This window comes from Roseivirga spongicola, assembly GCF_001592965.1.
Taxonomy (GTDB): Bacteria; Bacteroidota; Bacteroidia; order Cytophagales; family Cyclobacteriaceae; genus Roseivirga; species Roseivirga spongicola.
The window spans coordinates 244,046-265,617 of record NZ_LRPC01000028.1 but is presented as its reverse complement, the minus strand read 5'-3'; the positions used below and the strand labels follow the sequence as shown (position 1 = coordinate 265,617).

Below are 21,572 nucleotides of genomic sequence, written 5' to 3'. Positions count from 1 at the left end.
ACAATGCGAAGCTTAATCTTACTAGTTTTTCTTAGTAGTACATTATTTGGCCAAACATCAGATTTCGACATGCAGATATATGTTGAAGAAGATGATGAAGTAGTTAAAATAATGGGCAATAATGAAGAGTATTTTCCCATTTCATTAAGTCTAGAAGTTCAGATAAAAGGAGCCAAATTGGCTGAAAACCTAGAAGAATATTATGTCTTAAAACCCAATTCTAAAGGCACCATTTTAGCTACTATTGTAAAACCTAAAAATGCCAATTGGTCATACAAATTTGGATACAACTACAGTATGGGCGATGCTCTAGCCGAACATGATGAGAACTACGCTTATCAACTTCCCTTTCCTGCTGGTAAGTCTTATCGGTTAAGTCAAGGCTACAATGGTAGCACCACGCACAGGGGAATTAACGCTCTGGACTTTACAATGCCAGAAGGCGCTAGTATTACGGCAGCCAGAGCAGGAACCGTGGTTAGAATTAAGGAAGACTCTAATCGTGGTTGTCCTTCTGCAGAATGTATGCATGATGGAAATTACGTAAGCATACTTCACGAAGATGGCACCATGGCAGATTATGTTCACTTACAAAAGAATGGGGTAATTGTAGAATTGGGCGAAAAAGTGACCGTTGGACAACCGATAGCACTTAATGGAGCAACTGGCTGGGCTTCTGGAGCTCATTTGCATTTTGTAGTCTACACCACAGGTAACCAAGCTCAAAAAACCTTACCTGTTAAATTCGAAATAGCTTTAAACAAGGTTGAATACCTAAAGGAAGGACAGACTTATAACTCCTTTCGCTAATTGAACAGCCTGACTAATTAGTTATTATTCGCGACTTCTTAGACTGTCTATTCCTTTTAATTCTGCGTGCCACGGGATAAGAAAGTACAGCCAAAACTATAATCAATGTTCCCCAGTAAAAACCTCCACTCATCATTTCTTCCTCACCATAAATAGTAAGTGCCAATAGAATACCATATACAGGCTCCAAATTCACAGTCAGGCTAACCACAAAAGCGGTAATTCTTTTCATCAATTCAACAGATTCTGAAAAGGCATAAACGGTACAAATTCCACTAAGTAGCAACAGTAAGAACCAATCTCTAGTAGTAGGAAGCTGATAAATAACATCTGTCTCTAATACAAAAGACTTATAAAGAGGAATAAAAACTAGCAAGCCAATTGCTGCTGCAGACATTTCATACAGTGTAATACCGTAAGCAGGGTATTTTACGGTAAACTTAGAATTAAGCACTCCAAAAAGCGCAGCCAAAAAGGCCGAAACCATAGCTAGTGCTAAACCTTCAGCATGATTAAACTCAAACTTAAATATGAGATAGAGACCAAAAATAACAACTAGCCCAAGAAGAACCTGAAAAGCTTGTACACGTTGCTTCTTGAACAAAGGCTCAATTAGACTAGTCCAGAAGGTAGTGGTGGCCATTCCTGCTAAACATACAGAAACTGTTGATATTCGAGCTGACTCGAAAAATGTAACCCAGTGGGCCGCCACCACAAGCCCAGTCAGAAAAAGATAGCCAACAGCCTTTCTTGGAAGAATAAAGACCCTTTTTCGAATCTTCATTAGAACTGCCAATATAACAGAAGCCAAAGCCGTTCTATATAGCACCAAATCCGTTGACTCAATAGTCATTTCATTGCCAAGAATGGCTGTAAAACCCCAAATAAATACAATGAAATGGAGTTTTAGATAATCTTTAACAGAGGCTGTTTCCATTATTTAGGTACAAATCTGTACAAAAGTACACCAAGTGCAGTAAATATGATATTAGGTACCCAAACCGCTAGCAAAGGACTATTAGAAGTAGTCTCTGCATTGCTTTTGGCGGCAATAAATAGAATGATGTATATAAACGCGATCATAAAGCCCAAAGCAATTTGAAAGCCTACCCCTCCCCTGGTTTTCCTAGAAGAGAGTATTACCCCAATAAAGGTGAGAATGATGGCCGAAAATGGCGACATGTACCTCACATACTTTTCAATAATATAGATAGGAATATTATCGGCTCCCTTCATTTGCAAGTCTGCAATATGATCGTTCAGCTCATTTAGGGTTAATGTTTGTTCAAAGCTATTTAAGTTACCAAAATCGCTTGGGCGCATATTAATGCCAAGAGTGGTATCCTTGTTAGGGCTGTACAAATATTTCTCTCCCATTTCTTGAAACTCCCTCAAATTCCAATTGCTCGCCACCCAAACGTTCTCAAGAGTATCCCATTTTAACTGTCTGGCTGCAAACTTCCAAAGCACTTCCGTTCCCTTTACCTCCTCTAACGTAAAGCGGTATGCAATATCTCTACGAGAGTCGTATGAGGCTATATAGGCATAGGTTGAAGGACTTACTTTAAAATGGACATCGCGTTGAGAGAAATTAAATTCATTATCGAAAAACTTCTGCTCGAACTCCACGCGAAACTTATTAGCTTCTGGAATTATCCAACCTGTAAAAGCAAAACTTACAACGGCAATAATAACGGAACCAATCAAGAATGGTCTGAGCATTCTAGGGTAGCTCACACCTCCACTTAAAATGGCAATAATTTCCGTGTGGCTTGCCAGTTTAGAGGTAACAAACACCGTTGCTATGAATACAATGATTGGCGTAATAAGATTAGCTATATAGGGAGCATAGGCTAGAAAATACTCAGCTATAAGCTTTGGAGGAACTTCATTTTTAATAAAGCTTTCATTTCTTTCAGAGAAGGTAATAATGAGCACAATGGCCACCAAAATCCCCAAAACAAAAAGAAATGTTGTTAGAAATTTAATGAGAATGTAGCGATCTAAAATTCTCATCATAAACGGGTTGTCACTTTTTTAACCATTTTGTTTTTCCAATCAACAAACGTGCCTTTCTGTATTTGCTCTCTGGCCTCTTTTACCAACCATAAGTAAAAGCTCAAATTATGAATAGAGGCAATCTGGGCAGCCAAAATCTCCTTGCTAATTACTAAATGTCTCAAATAAGCCTTAGAATAAAAAGTATCTACATATCCCCCGAGGTTCGGATCTATTGGACTGAAATCATCCTTCCACTTTTCATTCCTAATATTAATAATGCCTTCTGAGGTAAACAGCATACCATTTCTAGCATTTCTAGTTGGCATCACACAATCGAACATATCTACACCTAGGGCAATACACTCTAATATATTCTCTGGTGTACCAACACCCATTAAATACCTTGGCTTATCATGAGGTAGAATATCGCAAACCACCTCAGTTTGCTCATACATCATTTCATGAGGCTCACCCACAGAGAGTCCACCAATGGCATTACCCTCTCTTCCGAAAGAAGCAATAGTTTCTGCAGACTTAATTCTTAAATCTTTGAATGTACTGCCTTGAACAATAGGAAAAAGTGTTTGGTCATATCCGTATTTACCTTCTGTTTCATCAAATCGGTCACAGCACCTTTTCAACCAACGGTGAGTCATTTCCATCGACTCTCTTGCATAACCGTATTCACAAGGATATGGAGTACACTCATCGAAAGCCATAATAATATCTGCACCTATGGTTCTTTGAATGTCCATTACATTTTCAGGCGTAAATACATGCTTAGAACCATCTATATGTGACTTGAAGGTTACACCTTCTTCCTTAATTTTTCTGGTACCAGAAAGCGAATACACCTGATAGCCTCCAGAATCTGTCAATATCGGTTTTTCCCAACCGTTGAATTTATGCAATCCACCAGCGGCTTCTATAATATCCAGACCCGGTCTTAGGTAAAGATGGTATGTATTTCCGAGAATAATTTGGGCCTTTACATCATCGTGTAATTCTCGTTGATGTACTGCTTTTACCGTCCCTGCGGTTCCTACAGGCATAAATATGGGGGTCAGAATTTCACCATGTGCTGTGGTGACTACTCCTGCCCTTGCCTTTGAACCTTTATCTTCTGCAACTAGCTTAAAATCCATTCACTTGATTTGAAGCCACAAAAATAGCAGTATTGCTTAATTCTATTTTCTTTGACCGTTATTGTTTTCTGAATGCAGCCCTTTCTGCTAATATTTTCACTAGTAATTACTCTTCAGCTTGTCTTTGTGCTAAGCCTGGCACTTAGCATTCTTAAGCATTCTAGTAAAGCAGATATTAGATTTAAAAGTGTTTCTGTAATTGTAGCCGCAAGAAATGAGCATAAAAACTTACCCCATCTACTGAATGCCTTAACAACTCAAAATCACCCCAACTTTGAAGTAATTATTGCTAACGACCGCTCTACCTATGAAAGCCAGCAGCTTTTGACAAATTGGTCGAGCAAATATTCTTTCATAAAGGTGATTGACATTAAAACGCTACCCCAGGGGTGGACAGGTAAAAAATTTGCTCTAAATGAAGCGATTAGCAAAGCATCGAACGAAGTTCTGTTGTTTACAGATGCAGACTGTGTTCCCGATTCGGAAAACTGGATTAGCAGCATGACTTCCTATGTTAACAACGAATCAGAAATTATCATCGGCTATTCTCCTTATCGACAGACCAAAGGCTGGCTAAATAGGTTTATTCAATTCGAAACACTCTTTGTAGGGCTGCAATATTTGGGTTTTGCAAAACTCAAGCGTCCATATATGGCTGTTGGCAGAAACTTGGCCATTTTAAAAGAAGCTTATGATCTAGATTTTCTTAAGTCCATTGGCGGTTTAGAAGGTGGTGATGATGACCTTATGCTTTCTCACCTTGCGCAAAAAAGAAAGCAAATCGATATTGAGATAAGCCCAGAATCACTCGTATTTTCCTCACCAAAGACTGACACCAACTCCTACTTAAGACAAAAAATAAGACACTTATCGGCTGGAAAACACTATCATCAAAAAGACCAAACGCTTTTGGGAATTTTTACGTTATCTTGGTTGGTCGGATGGGGTATGTTTATTTCAGTAATATTTTTAGGAATAAACATAAAATTCGCTTTACTGGTTTTTGGTATAAGGAGCCTGGTTGTTTATCTGATATTGAATCAATTAGGTCGAAAACTTAAAACAGACATCAATTTTTGGGCACTTCCCTTTTTAGATTTTTGTTATTGTTTTTATTATCCTTGGGTAGCCATTAAAGCACTGGCAACGAAGCAAGTTGAATGGAAGTAGGAAAGCAATTCTCGAAGAAAGCACTCGAAGATTTTAAGTTGATAGATGCAGCCGTTTCTGGCGTAGACGAGCAGGCATATGCCGACTTAATGAAACGGTATAAAAAACCTGTATATCACATGATTCTGAAAATGGTCAGAAATGTAGATGATGCAGAAGACCTGACCATTGAAGCTTTTGCAAAAGCTTTTAAAAACTTACACAAGTTTAAAAAGGACTTTACTTTTTCTACTTGGCTGTTCAGAATAGCCACTAACAACACCATTGACTTTATTAGAAAGAAGAGGTTAGACACCATGAGTCTCAACACATCGTTTAAAGACGACAATGGTGAAGCAGTTACCATAGATGTTCAAGACAAGAACCTTAACCCACAGGAAGAGGCCATTAAAGCACAAAAGATTGATTTGGTAAGAATGTTTGTAGGCAAGCTTCCTGCTAAATATCAGAGACTTGTAAAGCTGAGGTACTTCGATGAATTAAGCTATGACGAAATTGCGAAAGAGCTCGATGCTCCATTGGGTACAGTAAAAGCACAGCTTCACAGAGCTCGTGAGTTGATGTATGATTTGGTGAAGAATAAAAAGGAGCATATCTAAAGCTTCCAAGTTTACTGGCTTCTTCCCTATCTTTGCCGAATGAAGAACCTGCTTCGGTATTTCCCTGATTTAACAGATGCTCAAAAAGAGCAATTTGCTCAATTGCCAGCTCTATACGCAGAGTGGAACGACAAGATTAATGTGGTATCTCGAAAGGATATTGAGAACTTAACGGAGCGTCATGTTATTCACTCTTTGGGTATTGCTAAGGTTCAGACTTTTAAACCTGGAACTCAGATCTTAGATGTTGGCACAGGAGGTGGTTTTCCGGGCATTCCTCTAGCCATTCTCTTTCCCGATTCTAACTTCCATTTAGTAGACAGTATTGGAAAGAAAATTAAGGTGGTAAACGAAGTATCTGCTGCTTTGGGTTTAACTAATGTGAAGGGTGAACACATTAGAGCTGAACAAGTACCGGGTGACTTTCATTTTGTAGTGAGCAGAGCAGTTACCAGACTAGCTAATTTCTACCCTTGGGTGAAAGATAAGTTCAAGAAGCAATCCAATCACCAACTTAAAAACGGAATCCTTTACTTAAAGGGAGGTGACTTAGCGGATGAATTGAAAGAGTCAAAATTAAAGCGCATAAAGTCTTATGCGCTTTCTGAATATTTTAAAGAAGAGTTTTTTGAGACCAAGCAGGTTATCTACATACCTGCTCAGTAATCATTCTTTTCGGCCTTACTCTTGGCAGTAAACACTAAAATGCAATAGATTCCTAAAAGGGTTCCGATAGGTATATTAATTAAGGAAAACACCCCATAAACTAAGGCTGGAACATTGGCCCATCTTCTCTGATTAATAAGTCCAATTCCGATAATGATTCTCGGGATTAAGAAGATAATGGCAATTCCCCATAAGAAAGAGTTAATCAAGTCGAAAACCCATATAGCATCTGGATCAAAACCAGGCTCATCTTGCGCCAAACCAATTATCACGCTCATGAGTTGGTCGTAGAACATAAGCATCAGAAGGCCTAATGCACTAAATACGATAAAAATTACTCCGATAACTTTCTTGTGTACAGGATCAGTGAGGTTCATGTTTTTTTTCTTCAATATAAAAAAAGCCTCGATAAATCGAGGCTTTCTAATCAGCAGTATATACCGCTTATTCAAATCTTAAAGACTCAATTGGGTCTAGTGCCGCAGCTCTTTTAGCAGGTATGTAACCTGAAACAACTCCCACTATAACACAGATTACAAGGCCAACTGTAATCCACACCCAAGGAATTACAAATGCACCTCCTAAGAAGTTCGCCATTATGTTACCGACTATAATTCCTAAAATAGCACCAGCTATGCCTCCCATCTGGCAGATAACAATAGACTCTACCAAGAACTGACGAAGTATCTTTTTTGGTGTGGCACCCAGGGCTTTTCTTACACCAATCTCTCTGGTTCGTTCTGTTACGGTTACCATCATAATGTTCATCAAACCAATGGCAGCACCTAGTAAAGTGACGGCCCCGATTCCAAAACCGCCCATTCTAAGTCCATTGGTCATATTATCTAGGGCCTCTGTAACAGAGTCGCTTCTTACCACTTCAAAAGAATCTTCTTCACCAATTTTATCTCCTCTAATCTGACGCATTAATCCAGTGGCTTCTCCCATTGCATAATCAATATTCTCTGGGTTTTCAATCATGGTAGTAATGCTGTATCTCATACTACCTCTCCTATCTAACCTTTTAGCGTTTAGTAAAGGAATAACAATGTTTCTATCTTCTTCGGTATCACCACCAAAGCCTCCTTTTTCTTCCAACAATCCAATTACTCGGTAGTTATTACCGTAAAATTTAACTGTCTTATTTAACGGATCTTCACCTTCTTCAAACAAAGCTTTTACAACCTCTGTACCCAATATGCATACATAGTTTCCATACTGAATTTCAAGAGAAGAGAAGTTTCTTCCACTCTCAATATTCACTCCTTTAATAGCAAAGTAATTTTCATCTCCACCAGTTATCGAAATGTTCGGATTGGTCTTTTTGTTACCATATTTAATTTCGGCAGTACCTGAAGCTCTAGTATAGATGGTAGTTGTAGAAGGGAAGTCATACATTTCCTTAAACCTGATTGCCTCATTAAAATCTACCGGTTCAAAAGATTTCTCCCTTCTCCCATTCATATTTCTTCTGCCAGAAAATCGGGAATTTACATCGAAGCTGTTGGCTCCAAGGTTGGAAAGGCTAGAATCAATTTCACTCCTAATGCCGTCTACCGCAGTTAGCATACCTACCAGTGAGGTAATTCCAATGGCGATAATCAGACCTGTTAAAATGGTTCTGAGAATATTCGCCTTAATTGAGTTAATTCCTTCCGAGATGTTCTGTGCTAAATTCATAATAAGTTTCGAGTAAGACCTCGTTATAAATGTAATAGACCACTGGTCAAGTTTTAGTAACTAATACGTAAATTGAACGAATCCACAGCTAAACGGTTTTATATCTTGTTCGCTATGAATAAACTCATTTTCACCCTTCTGTTCAGTATTGTTTCCTTTACTGCCCTAGCAAATAAGATCCTCGTTCCGATGGACGAAACACAAGCCAACCATATGAAGGCTTATGGCATTGCTTATTGGGTTCTTAATCAAGACGAATCAATTGACTGGATGTTAAATTATAGAGGCGGAAGTTTTTTGCTTCCTGCCAGAACAGGTATAGAAAATGAATTAGTAATACGTGGGGTTAGCTACCAAGTAATATCTGATGCGGATGCTTTAAAGTTTGAGGAACTGTTATCTTCTCCATCGTCTAACATGGACATGATGAAGTTGGAGACTGCTCCAAAAATTGCCGTTTATTCCCCTAAGAGCAAAATGCCTTGGGACGATGCCGTTACTCTGGCACTGACTTACGCAGAAATACCTTACGATGTAGTGTATGACGATGAGTTGATGAATGATGAGCTTTCTACTTATGACTGGCTACATCTTCACCATGAAGATTTCACTGGCCAGTACGGTAAGTTCTATCAAAGCTTTAGAAACTATAGTTGGTATATTCAGCAGCAGAAAGACTATGAGGCCAGCGCCAAAAAGCATGGCTTTGCCAAAGTGTCTCAACTTAAACTGGCCATAGTAAAGAAGATTCAAAGTTTTGTGGCTGGTGGCGGATTCTTATTTGCCATGTGCTCTGCTACCGACTCTTTTGACATTGCTCTAGCTGCTAACGGTGTAGATTTCATCGACTATATGTACGATGGAGACCCGCCAGAGCCTGGAGCAGAATCTAAGTTCAACTTTTCCGAAACTCTAGCCTTTGAAAACTTCAAGCTGCGGATGGATCCTATGGAGTATGAATTTTCAGACATAGATAATACCGAGTCTAGAAGAGAAAGATCTTTGAACGAAGGAAATGATTACTTCAAACTATTTCAGTTCTCCGCAAAGTGGGACCCTGTTCCTACAATGCTCACGCAAAATCATACTCAATTGATTAAAGGTTTTTACGGTCAAACTACCTCCTTTAAAAAGAGAGTTGTTAAACCAGATGTTGTTGTAATGGGCGAAACCACTGCAGCCAATGAGGACAAATACATTCATGGCATCTATGGCAATGGCTTTTGGACTTTCTATGGCGGACATGACCCTGAAGATTACCAGCATAGAGTTGGCGAAGAACCTACAGACTTAAATTTGTATCCTAACTCTCCTGGTTACAGATTAATTTTGAACAACATTCTGTTCCCTGCTGCAAAAAAGAAGAAAAGGAAAACCTAGTGGTCATTGGTCGGTAGTCAATGGAAATTAGTGGCTAAACCAACGGCCAAGTCTCACCAATGACAAATGACTAATTATCTTCCTCCTCTTTAGTTCCTTCTTGGTTGTTCTTACGGTCTCTCCTACGTTCTTTCGGAGGCTTCTCTTCTTTCTCTTTTTTACCTTTTTTAAAAAGGCCAAAGATGCCTTTCTTCTTGGTTGAATCTTCTGCCAGAGTTTCTTGGGGCAAGTTTTCTAATTCTGAGCTATCAATTGGGGCTGGTGGATCGGGCATTCGTAAGAAGTAATCTCTATATCGCTTATTATACTCCTCTTGCTCAGTGTTAAAGCCACCTCTTAACAGAGGAGCATGTTGAGCTTGTAAGGCTGGAGGTTTAGCATAATATTCCTGCATTAATCGGTCGTACCGGCTAGTATCTCCTCTATTAACAATCGATTTTACAATGCTATCGTGCTCAGTACTATTAAAGTGGACCAACTCGGTCTCTAAATGATCTAGTTTGTAGAAAGGTTTTCTCTTGGTAATTCGGTCGAATAAATAAGGATTCTCTAAAACTGGTTTTTCTGGGCCAGAAAACACCTTCACCCAAAGCTTTTCCTTTGCCCTATTCTCATACACAAAGCCTGCTTTTTCTAAAGAATGTGTCCTTCCTTTTTGAACACGAAACCCTTTACCTTCAGTACCTTTAATGAATTTCTCCATCAGGCTATCTCCATCTGCTTTATACTTATAGCCGTAAGGTCGCTTGGGTACGGTATCACCATCTACAACGGTAAACAAAGAGTACATATCTCGCTGATAATCTTCATCCAAAACAAATGCCGATTGATAAGCAGGACATATCATCTGCATACCGCAAGAGCTGAGCAGACCTATGGCCACAAGGCATATGAAAGGTGTTTTGGTCATGGTTTCTTCCCCAGAAGGGCTTGAATTTAAAAAGTTTTATCTAAAGAGCTATTTCTCAATTCTTTAGACGGTATTAATTAATTATTTCTTGCAACTGACTTAATAAGGTCAATCAAAAATCTCTAATCACAGTTATTACCAGTAAGTTTAAGTGTAAATGAAGCAGTTCCATTACATCATAGCCGGAGCGGGAGCAGCTGGGTTAACGCTAGCTTATCTGCTGATGGAGTACGAAGATAGAGAAAAATCGATACTAATAATCGACAAAGACTCAAAAAGCACCAATGACAGAACTTGGAGTTTCTGGGAAAAAGGCAGCAATTTGTTAGAGCACTTGGTTTACAAAAGTTGGTCAAAAGCCACGGTAAACACCAACTCCTGGTCTCAAACATATGAGTTAGCTCCCTATACCTACAAGATGATTCGAGGTATAGATTTCTATGAGTTCATGAAACAAGAGCTCAATACTTCAAACCTATACTGGGTTCAGGATGAAGTACTTGAAATCACAGATGCTGGACAGGTAACAACAACAAATGATGCATATCAAGGAAAGTTAGTTTTTGATAGCACCTTCGATCCAAAACTTCTTCAAACCTCTAATGCAAACACCATCTTGCAGCATTTTAAGGGTAAGGTAATTAGAACTGAAGAAGACTGTTTCCAGATAGACACTGCCACATATATGGATTTTTCGGTAGATCAAGAGGGAGATTGTCGGTTTGGCTATGTACTGCCATTTAAACCCAATGAAGCGCTAGTTGAATACACCCTCTTCAATAAGCATCTACTCTCCGATTCAGAATATGAACATAGGCTCGATGCGTATATTAAACAGCTGAGAATTAAGAATTATGAGGTGATTGAAGAAGAGTACGGCATTATTCCTATGACTGATCATAAGTTTTTACTGCGAAAAAGTGATAAGGTGTTTAATATTGGGATTAAAGGAGGCTTTGCCAAAGCGTCTACAGGCTATTCATTTCTGAGGGCTCAACAAATTCTAGAGCGAGTAGTAAAGAATTTGATATCAGGAAAGAAACCAGACCATGAGCTTCCTCACCAAAGCCTGAAATACAAGCTATATGACGCTACTCTTTTAAAAATTTTAGCAGACAAAAAATACACTGGCAGAGAGGTTTTTGGAAACTTATTTCAGAAGAACGGCATACAGAGTATGTTTCGTTTTTTAGATGAAGAAACCACTTTGACCGAAGAGCTCAAAATAATGTCATCTACTCCAATTATAGATTTTGGTAAAGCTTTCTTTCATCAACTTGGAAAATAAAAAAATGGTAGCCCAACGGACTACCATATAAAAACAGCTAATCGATTTAGTTGAGGGTCTAATAAAGGTTAAACATCAGCCTAGCCGACATTAAGTCTATTTCACTTCCTGGCCCATACTCAAAGGCCAACCTCCAGCTATCGGAGAATTTAAATCTTACTTCAGTAGTTAAAATTGTTTTCTGCCATTCGCCATTTAAAGTGGCTTTTCTGAGACCTGCGGCTAACTCTACACTTTTAGCAATAGGTTGTGCAATGCTAAAATGAAAACCAGCATATCGGTTATCGAGGTATGGTTTTTCTTCATTAACACCATAATCTCTGGTGTGGAAGTAATTAAAGGAAAGTACTTGTTTGAAATTGGCTCCTATACCAAAACCAAATTTAGCACCATTATAGTCTACCACGCTTGGAGCCACTTGAAAGGTCATGGCTTTTTGTTGGCCTCTTCGGTTATAATTCTTTCTGTAATAGGTTTGACTGAAAGCAGCTTGTGCTAACACCATCAATAGGGCGGAGATGAGGATTTTTTTCATGGTTTTGCTGTTTTGTTGGTTGTAAAATCTTACACAACAAATGTCGCTCAACCACTCTCGAAATATATTCGTGGAACACCTGAATGCCGAAATTCGGCAACTCTCTTACCAAATTAGGTAATTCGCTTACTCCATAAAAAACACTGTCTCAAAAGCTAGTTATCATAATCTTTTGCGCTTCCAATGAATTAGAACCTACAAAATTACTAGCTCTTGAGACAGCGAACTTTACTTAATTATAGCTTAACTCGGTAGAAGAAATATTTTGGTTCTCCTTCGCCTTTTCAAAGAAAAACTTCTCTTCTCCAAAAGCTGGCTCTAACTCATCAAGCCAAATCGCATGAGGATCATACTTAGCGAAGAACGGTCTACCAACCCAGTCTGGGTTTCTTCCTTGTAAAAAGTTAAGTACAAACACTTTTTCTCCATGTATTTCTTGAGTGCCTAAAACCTGTACCTTACCTGGCGAGGCAGACATACTTGGCCCTCTAACAGTTCTGGCAATTCCACTCACCTTCTGATAAGCTTCTCTGTAAATTTGCCAGCACCTTTCAAGGTTTACCGCAAAGTAATCTTGAGCGCCTGTATCTCTGGCAATGAACATGTAATACGGTACACAGCCTAACTTTACCTGCTCTTTCCACATAGTAGCCCAAGCATCAGCATCATCATTGATGTATTTCATTATAGGCGCTTGTGTTCTTATCTGTGCACCTGTATTTCTGATATTCTGAATGGCTTTCTTCACTGTAGGAGTAGAGATCTCTACCGGATTATTGAAGTGCGCCATAAACGTGAGGTGCTTTCCTGCTTTCGTAGCTTTTTCAAACAACTTCAAAAACTTATCGGCACCCTTGTCTGTGGTGTATTTGTAAGGCCAAAAAGTAAGTGACTTAGAACCAATTCTGATATTCTGAAGATTGGGTAGATCAGCGTCTAAAAGGGCATTTAAATAGGTAGCAAATACTTCTGGTGCCATAACCATTGGGTCACCACCAGTAATAAGAATATCTGTTATATGTGGGTTCGCTTTAATATACTTAATAATGAGGCTGGTCTCATTCATGGCAAATTTAAGGTCGTCCATTCCCACAAACTGAGGCCACCTGAAACAAAAAGTACAGTAAGCGTGACAAGTTTGCCCTTTTCTAGGAAAAAAGAGCATGGTTTCTCTATACTTATGCTGAACACCAGTAAGCTTAACCCCATCAATTTCAGGCACATTGCTAGACTGCTGACCAGCCGGATGAGGGTTTAATTCTTGTCTAATTTTATTAATCTCATCTCGCATGGCATACTTATCCATCCCAGCTTCAACCATGCTCGCCACTTTGTTAAAGTGAGGCTTAGAGAGCATTCCTTTCTGAGGAAAAGTTAGCTGAAAAATAGGATCGTTTTCCACATCGCTCCAGTCGATTAGCTCATCTAAAACATAATTATTAACCTTAAACGGAAGTACATTACCTACCACCCTAATATTAAACTTCTGCTCCTCGGTGAGGTAGTTGTATTGGGGCATTTTATGAAAGCTATGCAAGGCATAAGCCTGATATTCTTTTTGATCCATGGGAAAGATTTTACCTATTCAACAAAGAAGACTAGAGACCGAAAAAAGAAAGAGCCCTATACAGCTGCGATCTCGAGTTAGTCTTCGAAACATGCGAAAGTAATAAAATCATGTGGAACGGCTATGCTTAATGAGATTTTAAGGGTTATGAAATGATTAAATGAGTATTTGATAAACTCACCTACCAATTAACCACTTACTAGAATCTTGAGATGTATGTAAAATAGCAATTATTGTAATGCTACTAGGGTAGATTTTATAGAAAACCCCAAAGGGGAACCTCTTTAAGAAAGAAATTCTCACGTCACCAATTCTTCTCTGGTAACCTTTAGGGAGACTTTTAATATTGGAAATTGTCGATTCTAGGTCGTTCAAGAAATTTTCTGAGATTTCTGGATTTATTTCATCATAATAATCAATTATACCTTGAATATCATTCTGAGCTAATGGCCTAACAGTAAGCCTAACCATTTCTTCTTCTAAGGCTCGCTCTTACTTCTTCCCAAGATTTACCAGGCTCCTTAGATTCATCAGCCTCACGTTCTCTTTCTTTTATAATCCTAATATGCTCAGAGCTAAGCTCAAACTGCTCATGCTTAACTTTCATTAACTCGAGAATTAAGTCTTCAGCAGTCTCAAAACTAGTTTTGCTAAGGTTTAGATTTTCATCTGTCAAAGTTATCTGCGTCATATTATTATTTTCTACTATAGTAAATATACGTTATTCAGTAGCTCGGTTAGCCTTCCTACCGATTAAATTCTCCTCAATATGCTTTCTCCTTTATTATGACAGCCGCACAACCAATATTCTTGACATCACTCCTCATCATTGAACTTTTCAAACTTAAAACCTTGAACTTACTCCCTATCTTCGCACTATGCTAGCCAACCTTAGCCTAATAGACATTGCCACCGTAGCTACAGCAGCCTTTATTCTTGGGCTCTCCAAGTCGGGTATTAAAGGCATCAGCATTATTATAGTAGCATTGATGGTTTTGGTGTTCGAAGCAAAAGCTTCTACCGGCATTCTGCTTCCTATGCTTATTGTTGGAGATATATTCGCGGTGATCTATTACAATCGGCATGCAAAATGGAAATATCTCTTGCGCCTAATGCCATTTATGATGGCTGGTGTAGTCATTGGCACTCTTGTTGGCGACCAAATGCCTGAATATGCCTTCAGAAAAGGAATGGCGATCGTCATCTTAGTTTCCGTGATCATGATGGTTTGGTGGGACAGACGAAAATCTAAAAACGTACCTCAACATATTTCATTTGCGGGAATAATGGGCCTCACGGCAGGTTTCACTACCATGGTCGGGAATTTGGCAGGTTCATTCGCCAACATTTTCTTTTTAGCCATGAGGCTACCTAAAGACGCTTTTATCGGCACAACCGCTTGGCTCTTCCTCATCATCAACCTGTTCAAAGTACCTTTTCATATTTTCAGTTGGGGCACCATTAATTGGGAAACCATTCAGGTGAGTATGGTCTTTGTACCTGCTATTTTTCTCGGTCTTTTCTTTGGTGTGAAAATTCTAAAAAGGGTGAACGATGAACTTTTCCGCAAGTTCATTTTGTTAATGACTGGCGCGGGTGCAATCTTGATTTTCTTTAGTTAATTTCGCCCCGAAATTTTCACCTTCAACATCCAACAATACAGTTGAACACGTAATTAGGATGTTATATTTAAAATGAAGTTATGGAGCAGAAGCATTGGATCGAAAGAGAACTTCAACCTTACACAGACCAACTTAAAAACCACCCACTTTACGATAGACTCAATAGCATAGAAGACATTAAGCTCTTTATGGAGCATCATGTTTATGCAGTTTGGGATTTTATGTCGCTACTAAAGGGTCTGCAAGTTGAACTTACAGGAACTACCATTCCATGGACTCCTAAGTATAATCCGTCTTTGACCCGCTTTATCAATGAAATCGTATTAGAAGAAGAAAGCGATGTGGACGAAGATGGTAACTACATGAGCCACTTTGAGATGTATCTCGATGCGATGGATCAGGTGGGTGCTAGCACTTTAAAGATTTCACAATTCATTGAGTTTGTACGTTCAGGCAACAACCTAGCTGAAATCCAAGAAAAGCTAAAGATGAACGATGCGGTGGTTCGCTTTCTCCGATTTACCTTCGATGTAATTGAAAGCGGAAAACCACACCTGATTGCTTCTGCATTTACCTTTGGCAGAGAAGATTTGATCCCAGATATGTTCTTCGAAATTGTGAAAGCGGCTGAAGAAAAAGACGAAGCTGCTTCATACAGTAAGTTGACTTACTACCTGAAAAGACATATTGAGCTCGATGGTGGCGACCATGGCCCACTAGCGCTTAAAATGATTGCAGAACTCTGCGGTGATGAAGAACAAAAGTGGAATGAAGTAGTCGAAATTGCTAAAGATGCCCTTCGCGTGCGCATTGCCCTGTGGGATGCTATAGCTGATAAGATTAGTAAGAATTATGAAGAATTGGCTGAGGTGGTTTAGGCCTAGTTTTCAATTGAAGATTCTACCCCTGCCCTAAAGGGTGAAAGAATGAAGATTTCGAACTGATAAAGCTAAAGTCCCCTTTAGGGGATTTAGGGGTCATACTGAGGTACGAAGCATCTTATCAGGCCTTGCAAGTCTTTGCTTGTGGATAAGATTCTTCTCTGCGTTCAGAATGACTTAGACGGAAATGCATCTGTAACCGCCATTCAGAGCGGAGCGAAGAATCTCCGGGTTATTCAGCAACAGCCGGCTCACTCTCTGCCAAGTAAACCCCAAGATTCGAAATGGTTGGAACGGCCTTGGCATCGAGGATTCGGATTTGAATCGAGCTAGTGGTGATATCATCCAATCTGAGGATTCTCTTATAGCCGATTGTGGTTTGAGTATCTACCTTTACGTACCCCTCTCCTTCTTTCGCCCAAACTTCAAAAGCCTTAACTCTTTGACCAAGCGCAATATACTCTTGCAGCATCAGGCGATTGAAAGTGATGGCCTCATCAAAATCTATAGTCAAAGTAGATTGAATCTCTCCATCAGGAGTTGACCAATAGGTTTCTGTTGAACTATCTATAGCTTGAGTTGCTTCAAAGCCTTTCCCTCTTTCCGTACTGGCTGTAGCCTTCGCTTGAACAGCCAAATTATCATCGAAGGTTTCGTCCAGAACCTTTCTGAATTCCATTAGAACGGCAACATCATTTTCATGCACTAAGCCTCTTCTGTCAACTGGAAGGTTGAGCAGCAGGTTAGCGTTTCTTCCCACCGACTTGTAATAGATGTCGAGCAGGTGGCTCAAACTCTTCACTTTGTCATCCTCAGCCTCATGGTAATACCATCCCGGACGAATAGAAACATCGGCCTCTGCTGGCACCCAATAGGTTCCATCTTCATGACCGAATTGTGACTCTTGATACGGGCCAACTCCCGGAGCAAATTGCTCTGCTCTAAAGCTCGACCAATTGGTTTCTCCGGCAAATCCGTTTTCGTTGCCCACCCAACGGGTTCCTGGGCCACCATCACTGAAAATGATGATCTCTGGCTGAAGCGACTTTACCAAGGCAAAAGTGCTATCCCAGTCGTAATAAGTAGTTCTATCTACATTTCGGGTTTCGTTAGCCCCTCCATAGTAGCCATCACCACCATTGGCTCCATCTACCCAAAACTCGAAGATATCACCATAGTTGGTGAGCAATTCCTTCACCTGATTTCTGTAGTAGGTCACATATTCAGGGTTGCCATACTGCGCATGGTTTCTGTCCCATGGAGAAAGGTAAATCCCCATTTTCAAACCGTATTCTTTGCAAGCTTCGGCCAATTCGGCCACCACATCGCCTTGACCATCTTTCCAAGGACTGTTCTTCACGGAATGCTCCGAATAAGCCGTTGGCCATAAGGAGAAACCATCGTGATGCTTGGCTGTAAGGATTATGCCCTTCATTCCGGCCTCTTTGGCCACTCTCGCCCATTGGCGTGTATCCAATTCTGTTGGGTTGAAACTACTTGCAGGTTCATCGCCATAGCCCCACTCCATATCGGTGAAGGTATTCATGTTGAAGTGTACAAAAGCGTAATACTCCAATTCTTGCCAAGCCAGTTGCTCAGGCGAAGGTAGTGGCTCTACCGCAGCAGGCGGACTTGCAGGCTCCTGACACGAAAATACGGTAACAAGGAGAATTAGGGCAAGGAAGTAGTTTTTCATTTTAGTTTCGGCTTGAGCCTTGAATATAGTACTAAAGCGGAAATGTGACCGAAAATTGACCATGAAATATCCATCTCCGTCCTCCTAAAGCCTCGGGAGAGAGGGACGGCATATTCCGCTAGAATTAAACGATACTGCTCTTAGATGCACACAGTACCGTCTTCCTCCTATGGGGGAAGACAGGAGATGGGGGCTTCGGTGCCATCCTTGGGAGATTCCCGCCTACGCGGGAATGACAGCAAAAAAAAGGAAGACTTCTAATTTCCTAGCTGAATCTCTTCCTTCACTTCAAAACTCTCTCTTAAACCTTCTGCTGAGTTGCCACCAACTTGCACTCTAAACTGGCCAGCTTCTACTACCCTTTTCATTTCACGGTTCCAAAGGGCGAGGTCTTCTGGCTGTAACTGAAAAGTAATGAGCTTAGATTCTCCCGGCTGTAGGGCCACGCGCTCAAAGGCTTTGAGTGATTTAACAGCTGTGGTTACTGAGCTATAAACATCCGTTACATAAAGCTGAGCTACTTCTTCTCCGGCACGATCTCCAGTGTTAGTGAGTTCTACGGTAACCGTCACTTGCGCATCACCTACAGTTTCTATCTTCAAGTTTTTGTATTCAAAAGTGGTGTAGCTTAAGCCATAGCCAAATGGATAGAGCGAAGTAATTTTCTCATCGACATAGCGGTGGTTACGGGTTGGTTTGGAGCTGTAATACATCGGCAACTGACCAACATTTCTAGGGAAAGTCACTGGTAGCTTTCCACTTGGGTTAGCGTCTCCGAATAAGGTCTGAGCTACAGCCATTCCACCCTTTTCTCCCGGAAACCACGCTTCCAGAATAGCAGGCACTTTTTGCTGCAGTCCGGTAATGCTTAGCGGTCGGCCATTGTAAACCACAGCAACCACAGGCGTACCTGTAGCCAAGATCTCATTAAGAAAGTCTTCTTGCAGTCCGTATAAATCTAGACTAGAAACATCCTTGTTTTCCTCTACCAACTCAGGGGTTTCACCCAACACCACAATGGCAACTTCTGAGGATTTCGCCAGATTAACGGCTTTAGAATAGTCGGGCTTTTCCTTGTTCCAAAGTAGGAAAGCCTTAGCTCCATATCCTCCCTCCCACATATCGAGCACAATTTTGTATTCCTGACCTGCCTTAAAGCTCATAGGTGCGGTTTCAATATTGGTGGCTCCTTTGCGCCAGTTGTCGATCACCATTTGGCCGTCTACTTCCAGTCGTACGCCATCATCAGAACTGACCCCAACCCAACCTTCAAAGTCAGTATCAGGCACCAACCAACCTTCCCAACGAATGGAGAAATGGTCAGCATTCACTCCTTCACCGGGAGATTCTTCCCATTCAAAACCAACTTGCTCATCGATTCTGGTGAGCACTGGCTCACCTTCTAAATCACGATTATTGAAGAAGGTAGCTTTCAGTCCTTTCTTAGATTTATCAGGAGTCAGAAGATTGGCCGAAGGCACTGTTTGCCCTTTGTAGATCAGAGGAATTCCTACTTCGTATTGAACAGTAGCCGTACTTCCCAAATACTGCTTTACTCCGTCAAATACCGTGATGGCTTTAGCTCCTTTTACAGAATAGCCACCTAAAACTGACTCATTGGCCAACGGCCCTAGCACCGCCACTTTCTTCATTCCTTTGTTCAGCGGCAGCAAATTATCTTCATTCTTCAGCAACACCATCGACTTCAGCGCAGCTTCCAAAGCCACCTGCTGATTACCTTCAGAATGATGTCTGTCATCGATCAAAGCCTGCGCGGTATATGGATTCTCGAACAGGCCGAGCATAAACTTCAGTCGCAATACACCCGATGCAGCTCTATCTACATGAGCCACATCCATTTCACCAGACTTTACCAAATCGATAATGGTTTCTTGATATTGCTTGTTCGGGAAATCATAGAACTGCATATCGATACCAGCAGAAATTGCCGCTTTGATAGACTCTCTAGGCGAAGCAGTAGATCGGTGACTAGTCTGCAAAAACTTGATAGCACCAAGATCGGAAACCACAATGCCTTTAAAGCCCCATTCGTTACGTAAAATCTCCGTCAGCAAATGCTGGTTGGAAGCCATTGGCACTCCATCGATCTCCGAATAAGCGGCCATGGTTCCCAAGGCGCCACCTTCCTGAAAAGCTTTTCGGAAAACCGGCAAAAAGTCTGTCCTTACCGATCTTTCACCATAGAGAATCGGGCCTGAGTTTCCTCCAGCTTCTGGTGAACCATGCACTGCAAAGTGCTTTGGTTCAGCCACCATGGCTGTGTTTTTAGTGAGGTCATCCCCTTGAATTCCCTGAACCAATGCCGTTCCTAAAGTAGCTGACAAATGCGTGTCTTCACCCAAGGTTTCTGCAATTCTACCCCAACGAGGTTCGCGTCCTAAATCCAAATTGGGACCTAAACCGAAGTGCACGCCATGCGCACGGCCTTCCATGCCTATTACTTCGCCCACACGTTTCATTAAATCGGCATCCCAGGTAGCACCTAAGCCAATATTCATAGGGAAAGCTGTACTTCCTTCACCTGTATAGCCATGCAAAAACTCACAGAAAATGATGGCAGGAATGCCCCAGCGATTGTGCTCAATTACATACTTCTGCAAATCGTTAATGTCTTTGGCATTTCTCGGGTAGAGATCGTGGATGGAGCCTACACCTAGACCATCGCTAAAGGTTGTTTCTACGGCAGAGCGTTTCAGCGCTTCGTTTTCCTTGAGTTTGGCACCGTCATACATATCCATCTGGCGCACCTTTTCTTCCAGACTCATGCGAGAAAGCAGGTCTTTTACCCGTTCTTCTACTGGAAGCTTAGCGTTTTGATATGGGTATTGCTGCGCCAAGGCTGGAGAGAACGCAAATAGTGTAATAAGCATCAATAATTTTAGCCCTCGTTGGAGTTGTCTCCAACGAACTAATTTCAATAGTTTGTTGGTCACAAGACCAACAAAGGCGAAACGAGCTATCTGGGTATTGATGTTTGTTGATATTGTCATCAACAAAGGCTTGAGCTGAGAAAGTCGAAAGGAAAAAAGTAATACAAAAACGGTTAGTAGTCTGCTTCGTACCATGATGAGATTTTAGTAATTGTCTAATCTACATTTTCTAGCTTAAGTGTGGAAACTGGTTCGAAGAAAAACCACCACTAACTCTTCCTGAATCAGAAGGGGAATTAGCCTATGCTGGGTTTATAGACTTCTGAATTATTTAAGCTTTTTATATAAAACTAAACTGGGTCGATCCCTCAGTAAACTCGGGATGAAAACAACAGTTTAGATTTCTTTACCCCTCGTTGGAGTTGTCTTCAATGAGTTCGTTTCAATGGTTTGTTGGTCACAAGACCGACAAAGGCTGGAGCGACCACCACCCCTAACCCCTCCTGAATCAGGAGGGGAATTGGCTTCTTCTGTGTTTATAGATGGTTAAATCAAATACGATACTCAACAGGTAATGGAATTAGGCCGATCTCTAGCTTGCTGATAGCCATCTGACGGCATAGAAAAACTGATTCCCATGTCCCTTTAGGGACTACATATTGGTAGAACTGGAATGATACCGAACCCTTTTGTGCCTTTAGGTACAAAATATGATGTACCTAAAGGCACAT

At 40.7% G+C, this 21,572-nt stretch carries 20 protein-coding genes; 8 read left to right on the top strand and 12 right to left on the bottom strand.

The features are described 5' to 3' along the window. Nucleotides 1–3 precede the first annotated feature (3 nt). Nucleotides 4–810, top strand: coding sequence for a M23 family metallopeptidase (locus AWW68_RS13145; protein ID WP_084375683.1), 807 nt, complete (start codon nt 4–6; stop codon nt 808–810). A 13-nt stretch (nt 811–823) separates the two neighbouring features. Here AWW68_RS13145 and AWW68_RS13140 read toward each other — a convergent pair whose 3' ends face one another. The 3 genes from AWW68_RS13140 to tgt are packed head-to-tail and all read right to left on the bottom strand — an operon-like array spanning nt 824 to nt 3,956. Beyond that, nucleotides 824–1,747: a DMT family transporter gene (locus AWW68_RS13140; RefSeq protein ID WP_068221774.1), complete on the bottom strand. Its 924-nt coding sequence runs from the start codon at nt 1,745–1,747 to the stop codon at nt 824–826. Then, a complete protein-coding gene (locus AWW68_RS13135; protein ID WP_245660239.1) occupies nt 1,747–2,829 on the bottom strand; it encodes an LptF/LptG family permease in 1,083 nt (360 codons plus the stop codon). The genes AWW68_RS13140 and AWW68_RS13135 overlap by 1 nt, the downstream gene beginning before the upstream one ends. Beyond that, entirely contained in the window at nt 2,826–3,956 is a 1,131-nt protein-coding gene (gene tgt / locus AWW68_RS13130; RefSeq protein ID WP_068221770.1) for a tRNA guanosine(34) transglycosylase Tgt, read from the bottom strand. The genes AWW68_RS13135 and tgt overlap by 4 nt, the downstream gene beginning before the upstream one ends. Before the next feature lie 72 nt (nt 3,957–4,028). Here tgt and AWW68_RS13125 point away from each other — a divergent pair, with 72 nt between their 5' ends. The 3 genes from AWW68_RS13125 to rsmG are packed head-to-tail and all read left to right on the top strand — an operon-like array spanning nt 4,029 to nt 6,391. Beyond that, nucleotides 4,029–5,126 carry a glycosyltransferase gene (locus AWW68_RS13125; RefSeq protein ID WP_068221768.1) on the top strand — a complete coding sequence of 366 codons (1,098 nt, stop codon included), beginning with the start codon at nt 4,029–4,031 and terminating at the stop codon, nt 5,124–5,126. Then, on the top strand, nt 5,117–5,725 hold the full coding sequence (locus AWW68_RS13120) for an RNA polymerase sigma factor (RefSeq protein WP_068221766.1): 609 nt from the start codon (nt 5,117–5,119) through the stop codon (nt 5,723–5,725). The genes AWW68_RS13125 and AWW68_RS13120 overlap by 10 nt, the downstream gene beginning before the upstream one ends. Nucleotides 5,726–5,764: 39 nt before the next feature. Next, a complete protein-coding gene (rsmG, locus tag AWW68_RS13115; protein WP_068221764.1) occupies nt 5,765–6,391 on the top strand; it encodes a 16S rRNA (guanine(527)-N(7))-methyltransferase RsmG in 627 nt (208 codons plus the stop codon). Here the strand turns inward: rsmG and AWW68_RS13110 are convergent. Beyond that, entirely contained in the window at nt 6,385–6,768 is a 384-nt protein-coding gene (locus AWW68_RS13110; protein WP_157717645.1) for a hypothetical protein, read from the bottom strand. The two genes, rsmG and AWW68_RS13110, sit on opposite strands and share 7 nt — an antisense overlap. Before the next feature lie 67 nt (nt 6,769–6,835). After that, entirely contained in the window at nt 6,836–8,071 is a 1,236-nt protein-coding gene (locus AWW68_RS13105; protein WP_068221760.1) for an ABC transporter permease, read from the bottom strand. Between the two features lie 114 nt (nt 8,072–8,185). Here AWW68_RS13105 and AWW68_RS13100 point away from each other — a divergent pair, with 114 nt between their 5' ends. Beyond that, nucleotides 8,186–9,451: an asparagine synthetase B gene (locus AWW68_RS13100; protein WP_068221758.1), complete on the top strand. Its 1,266-nt coding sequence runs from the start codon at nt 8,186–8,188 to the stop codon at nt 9,449–9,451. Nucleotides 9,452–9,521: 70 nt separating this feature from the next. On the opposite strand, the gene AWW68_RS13095 is transcribed toward AWW68_RS13100, so the two are convergent. After that, entirely contained in the window at nt 9,522–10,361 is an 840-nt protein-coding gene (locus AWW68_RS13095; RefSeq protein WP_068221756.1) for a hypothetical protein, read from the bottom strand. 157 nt (nt 10,362–10,518) lie between these two features. Between AWW68_RS13095 and AWW68_RS13090 the strand changes: the two genes are divergently transcribed. Beyond that, nucleotides 10,519–11,649, top strand: coding sequence for a lycopene cyclase family protein (locus tag AWW68_RS13090; RefSeq protein ID WP_068221754.1), 1,131 nt, complete (start codon nt 10,519–10,521; stop codon nt 11,647–11,649). A 58-nt stretch (nt 11,650–11,707) separates the two neighbouring features. On the opposite strand, the gene AWW68_RS13085 is transcribed toward AWW68_RS13090, so the two are convergent. The 4 genes from AWW68_RS13085 to AWW68_RS13070 all read right to left on the bottom strand — a co-directional run bounded on the left by AWW68_RS13085 (nt 11,708) and on the right by AWW68_RS13070 (nt 14,442). Further along, a complete protein-coding gene (locus tag AWW68_RS13085; RefSeq protein WP_068221752.1) occupies nt 11,708–12,184 on the bottom strand; it encodes a hypothetical protein in 477 nt (158 codons plus the stop codon). A 232-nt stretch (nt 12,185–12,416) separates the two neighbouring features. Continuing rightward, nucleotides 12,417–13,751 carry a KamA family radical SAM protein gene (locus AWW68_RS13080; RefSeq protein ID WP_068221750.1) on the bottom strand — a complete coding sequence of 445 codons (1,335 nt, stop codon included), beginning with the start codon at nt 13,749–13,751 and terminating at the stop codon, nt 12,417–12,419. A gap of 177 nt (nt 13,752–13,928) precedes the next feature. Then, the gene (locus AWW68_RS20490) at nt 13,929–14,222 is read right to left on the bottom strand and encodes a type II toxin-antitoxin system RelE/ParE family toxin (RefSeq protein WP_068221747.1); all 294 of its coding nucleotides are present in this window, start codon (nt 14,220–14,222) and stop codon (nt 13,929–13,931) included. Further along, nucleotides 14,215–14,442 (bottom strand): addiction module protein, encoded by a 228-nt coding sequence (locus AWW68_RS13070; RefSeq protein WP_068221745.1) that lies wholly within the window; start codon nt 14,440–14,442, stop codon nt 14,215–14,217. Before AWW68_RS13070 ends, AWW68_RS20490 begins: the two co-directional genes overlap by 8 nt. 187 nt (nt 14,443–14,629) lie before the next feature. On the opposite strand from AWW68_RS13070, the gene AWW68_RS13065 reads away from it, so the two are divergent. Both AWW68_RS13065 and AWW68_RS13060 read left to right on the top strand, forming a co-directional pair. Next, nucleotides 14,630–15,373, top strand: coding sequence for a sulfite exporter TauE/SafE family protein (locus AWW68_RS13065; protein WP_068221743.1), 744 nt, complete (start codon nt 14,630–14,632; stop codon nt 15,371–15,373). An 80-nt stretch (nt 15,374–15,453) separates the two neighbouring features. Then, nucleotides 15,454–16,251, top strand: coding sequence for a DUF3050 domain-containing protein (locus tag AWW68_RS13060; RefSeq protein WP_068221741.1), 798 nt, complete (start codon nt 15,454–15,456; stop codon nt 16,249–16,251). A gap of 235 nt (nt 16,252–16,486) precedes the next feature. On the opposite strand, the gene AWW68_RS13055 is transcribed toward AWW68_RS13060, so the two are convergent. Together AWW68_RS13055 and AWW68_RS13050 are read right to left on the bottom strand one after the other, a co-directional pair. Then, entirely contained in the window at nt 16,487–17,950 is a 1,464-nt protein-coding gene (locus AWW68_RS13055; RefSeq protein ID WP_068224119.1) for an alpha-L-fucosidase, read from the bottom strand. A 257-nt stretch (nt 17,951–18,207) separates the two neighbouring features. Beyond that, the gene (locus tag AWW68_RS13050; RefSeq protein WP_221405999.1) at nt 18,208–20,961 is read right to left on the bottom strand and encodes a glycoside hydrolase family 3 N-terminal domain-containing protein; all 2,754 of its coding nucleotides are present in this window, start codon (nt 20,959–20,961) and stop codon (nt 18,208–18,210) included. Between the last annotated feature and the right edge of the window lie 611 nt (nt 20,962–21,572).

Bases quoted from the DNA above. Each gene is read 5' to 3' on its own strand.
- AWW68_RS13145 (WP_084375683.1), top strand. From the start codon at position 4: ATGCGAAGCTTAATCTTACTAGTTTTTCTTAGTAGTACATTATTTGGC.
- AWW68_RS13140 (WP_068221774.1), bottom strand. From the start codon at position 1,747: ATGGAAACAGCCTCTGTTAAAGATTATCTAAAACTCCATTTCATTGTA.
- AWW68_RS13135 (WP_245660239.1), bottom strand. From the start codon at position 2,829: ATGATGAGAATTTTAGATCGCTACATTCTCATTAAATTTCTAACAACA.
- tgt (WP_068221770.1), bottom strand. From the start codon at position 3,956: ATGGATTTTAAGCTAGTTGCAGAAGATAAAGGTTCAAAGGCAAGGGCA.
- AWW68_RS13125 (WP_068221768.1), top strand. From the start codon at position 4,029: ATGCAGCCCTTTCTGCTAATATTTTCACTAGTAATTACTCTTCAGCTT.
- AWW68_RS13120 (WP_068221766.1), top strand. From the start codon at position 5,117: ATGGAAGTAGGAAAGCAATTCTCGAAGAAAGCACTCGAAGATTTTAAG.
- rsmG (WP_068221764.1), top strand. From the start codon at position 5,765: ATGAAGAACCTGCTTCGGTATTTCCCTGATTTAACAGATGCTCAAAAA.
- AWW68_RS13110 (WP_157717645.1), bottom strand. From the start codon at position 6,768: ATGAACCTCACTGATCCTGTACACAAGAAAGTTATCGGAGTAATTTTT.
- AWW68_RS13105 (WP_068221760.1), bottom strand. From the start codon at position 8,071: ATGAATTTAGCACAGAACATCTCGGAAGGAATTAACTCAATTAAGGCG.
- AWW68_RS13100 (WP_068221758.1), top strand. From the start codon at position 8,186: ATGAATAAACTCATTTTCACCCTTCTGTTCAGTATTGTTTCCTTTACT.
- AWW68_RS13095 (WP_068221756.1), bottom strand. From the start codon at position 10,361: ATGACCAAAACACCTTTCATATGCCTTGTGGCCATAGGTCTGCTCAGC.
- AWW68_RS13090 (WP_068221754.1), top strand. From the start codon at position 10,519: ATGAAGCAGTTCCATTACATCATAGCCGGAGCGGGAGCAGCTGGGTTA.
- AWW68_RS13085 (WP_068221752.1), bottom strand. From the start codon at position 12,184: ATGAAAAAAATCCTCATCTCCGCCCTATTGATGGTGTTAGCACAAGCT.
- AWW68_RS13080 (WP_068221750.1), bottom strand. From the start codon at position 13,751: ATGGATCAAAAAGAATATCAGGCTTATGCCTTGCATAGCTTTCATAAA.
- AWW68_RS20490 (WP_068221747.1), bottom strand. From the start codon at position 14,222: ATGGTTAGGCTTACTGTTAGGCCATTAGCTCAGAATGATATTCAAGGT.
- AWW68_RS13070 (WP_068221745.1), bottom strand. From the start codon at position 14,442: ATGACGCAGATAACTTTGACAGATGAAAATCTAAACCTTAGCAAAACT.
- AWW68_RS13065 (WP_068221743.1), top strand. From the start codon at position 14,630: ATGCTAGCCAACCTTAGCCTAATAGACATTGCCACCGTAGCTACAGCA.
- AWW68_RS13060 (WP_068221741.1), top strand. From the start codon at position 15,454: ATGGAGCAGAAGCATTGGATCGAAAGAGAACTTCAACCTTACACAGAC.
- AWW68_RS13055 (WP_068224119.1), bottom strand. From the start codon at position 17,950: ATGAAAAACTACTTCCTTGCCCTAATTCTCCTTGTTACCGTATTTTCG.
- AWW68_RS13050 (WP_221405999.1), bottom strand. From the start codon at position 20,961: ATGACAATATCAACAAACATCAATACCCAGATAGCTCGTTTCGCCTTT.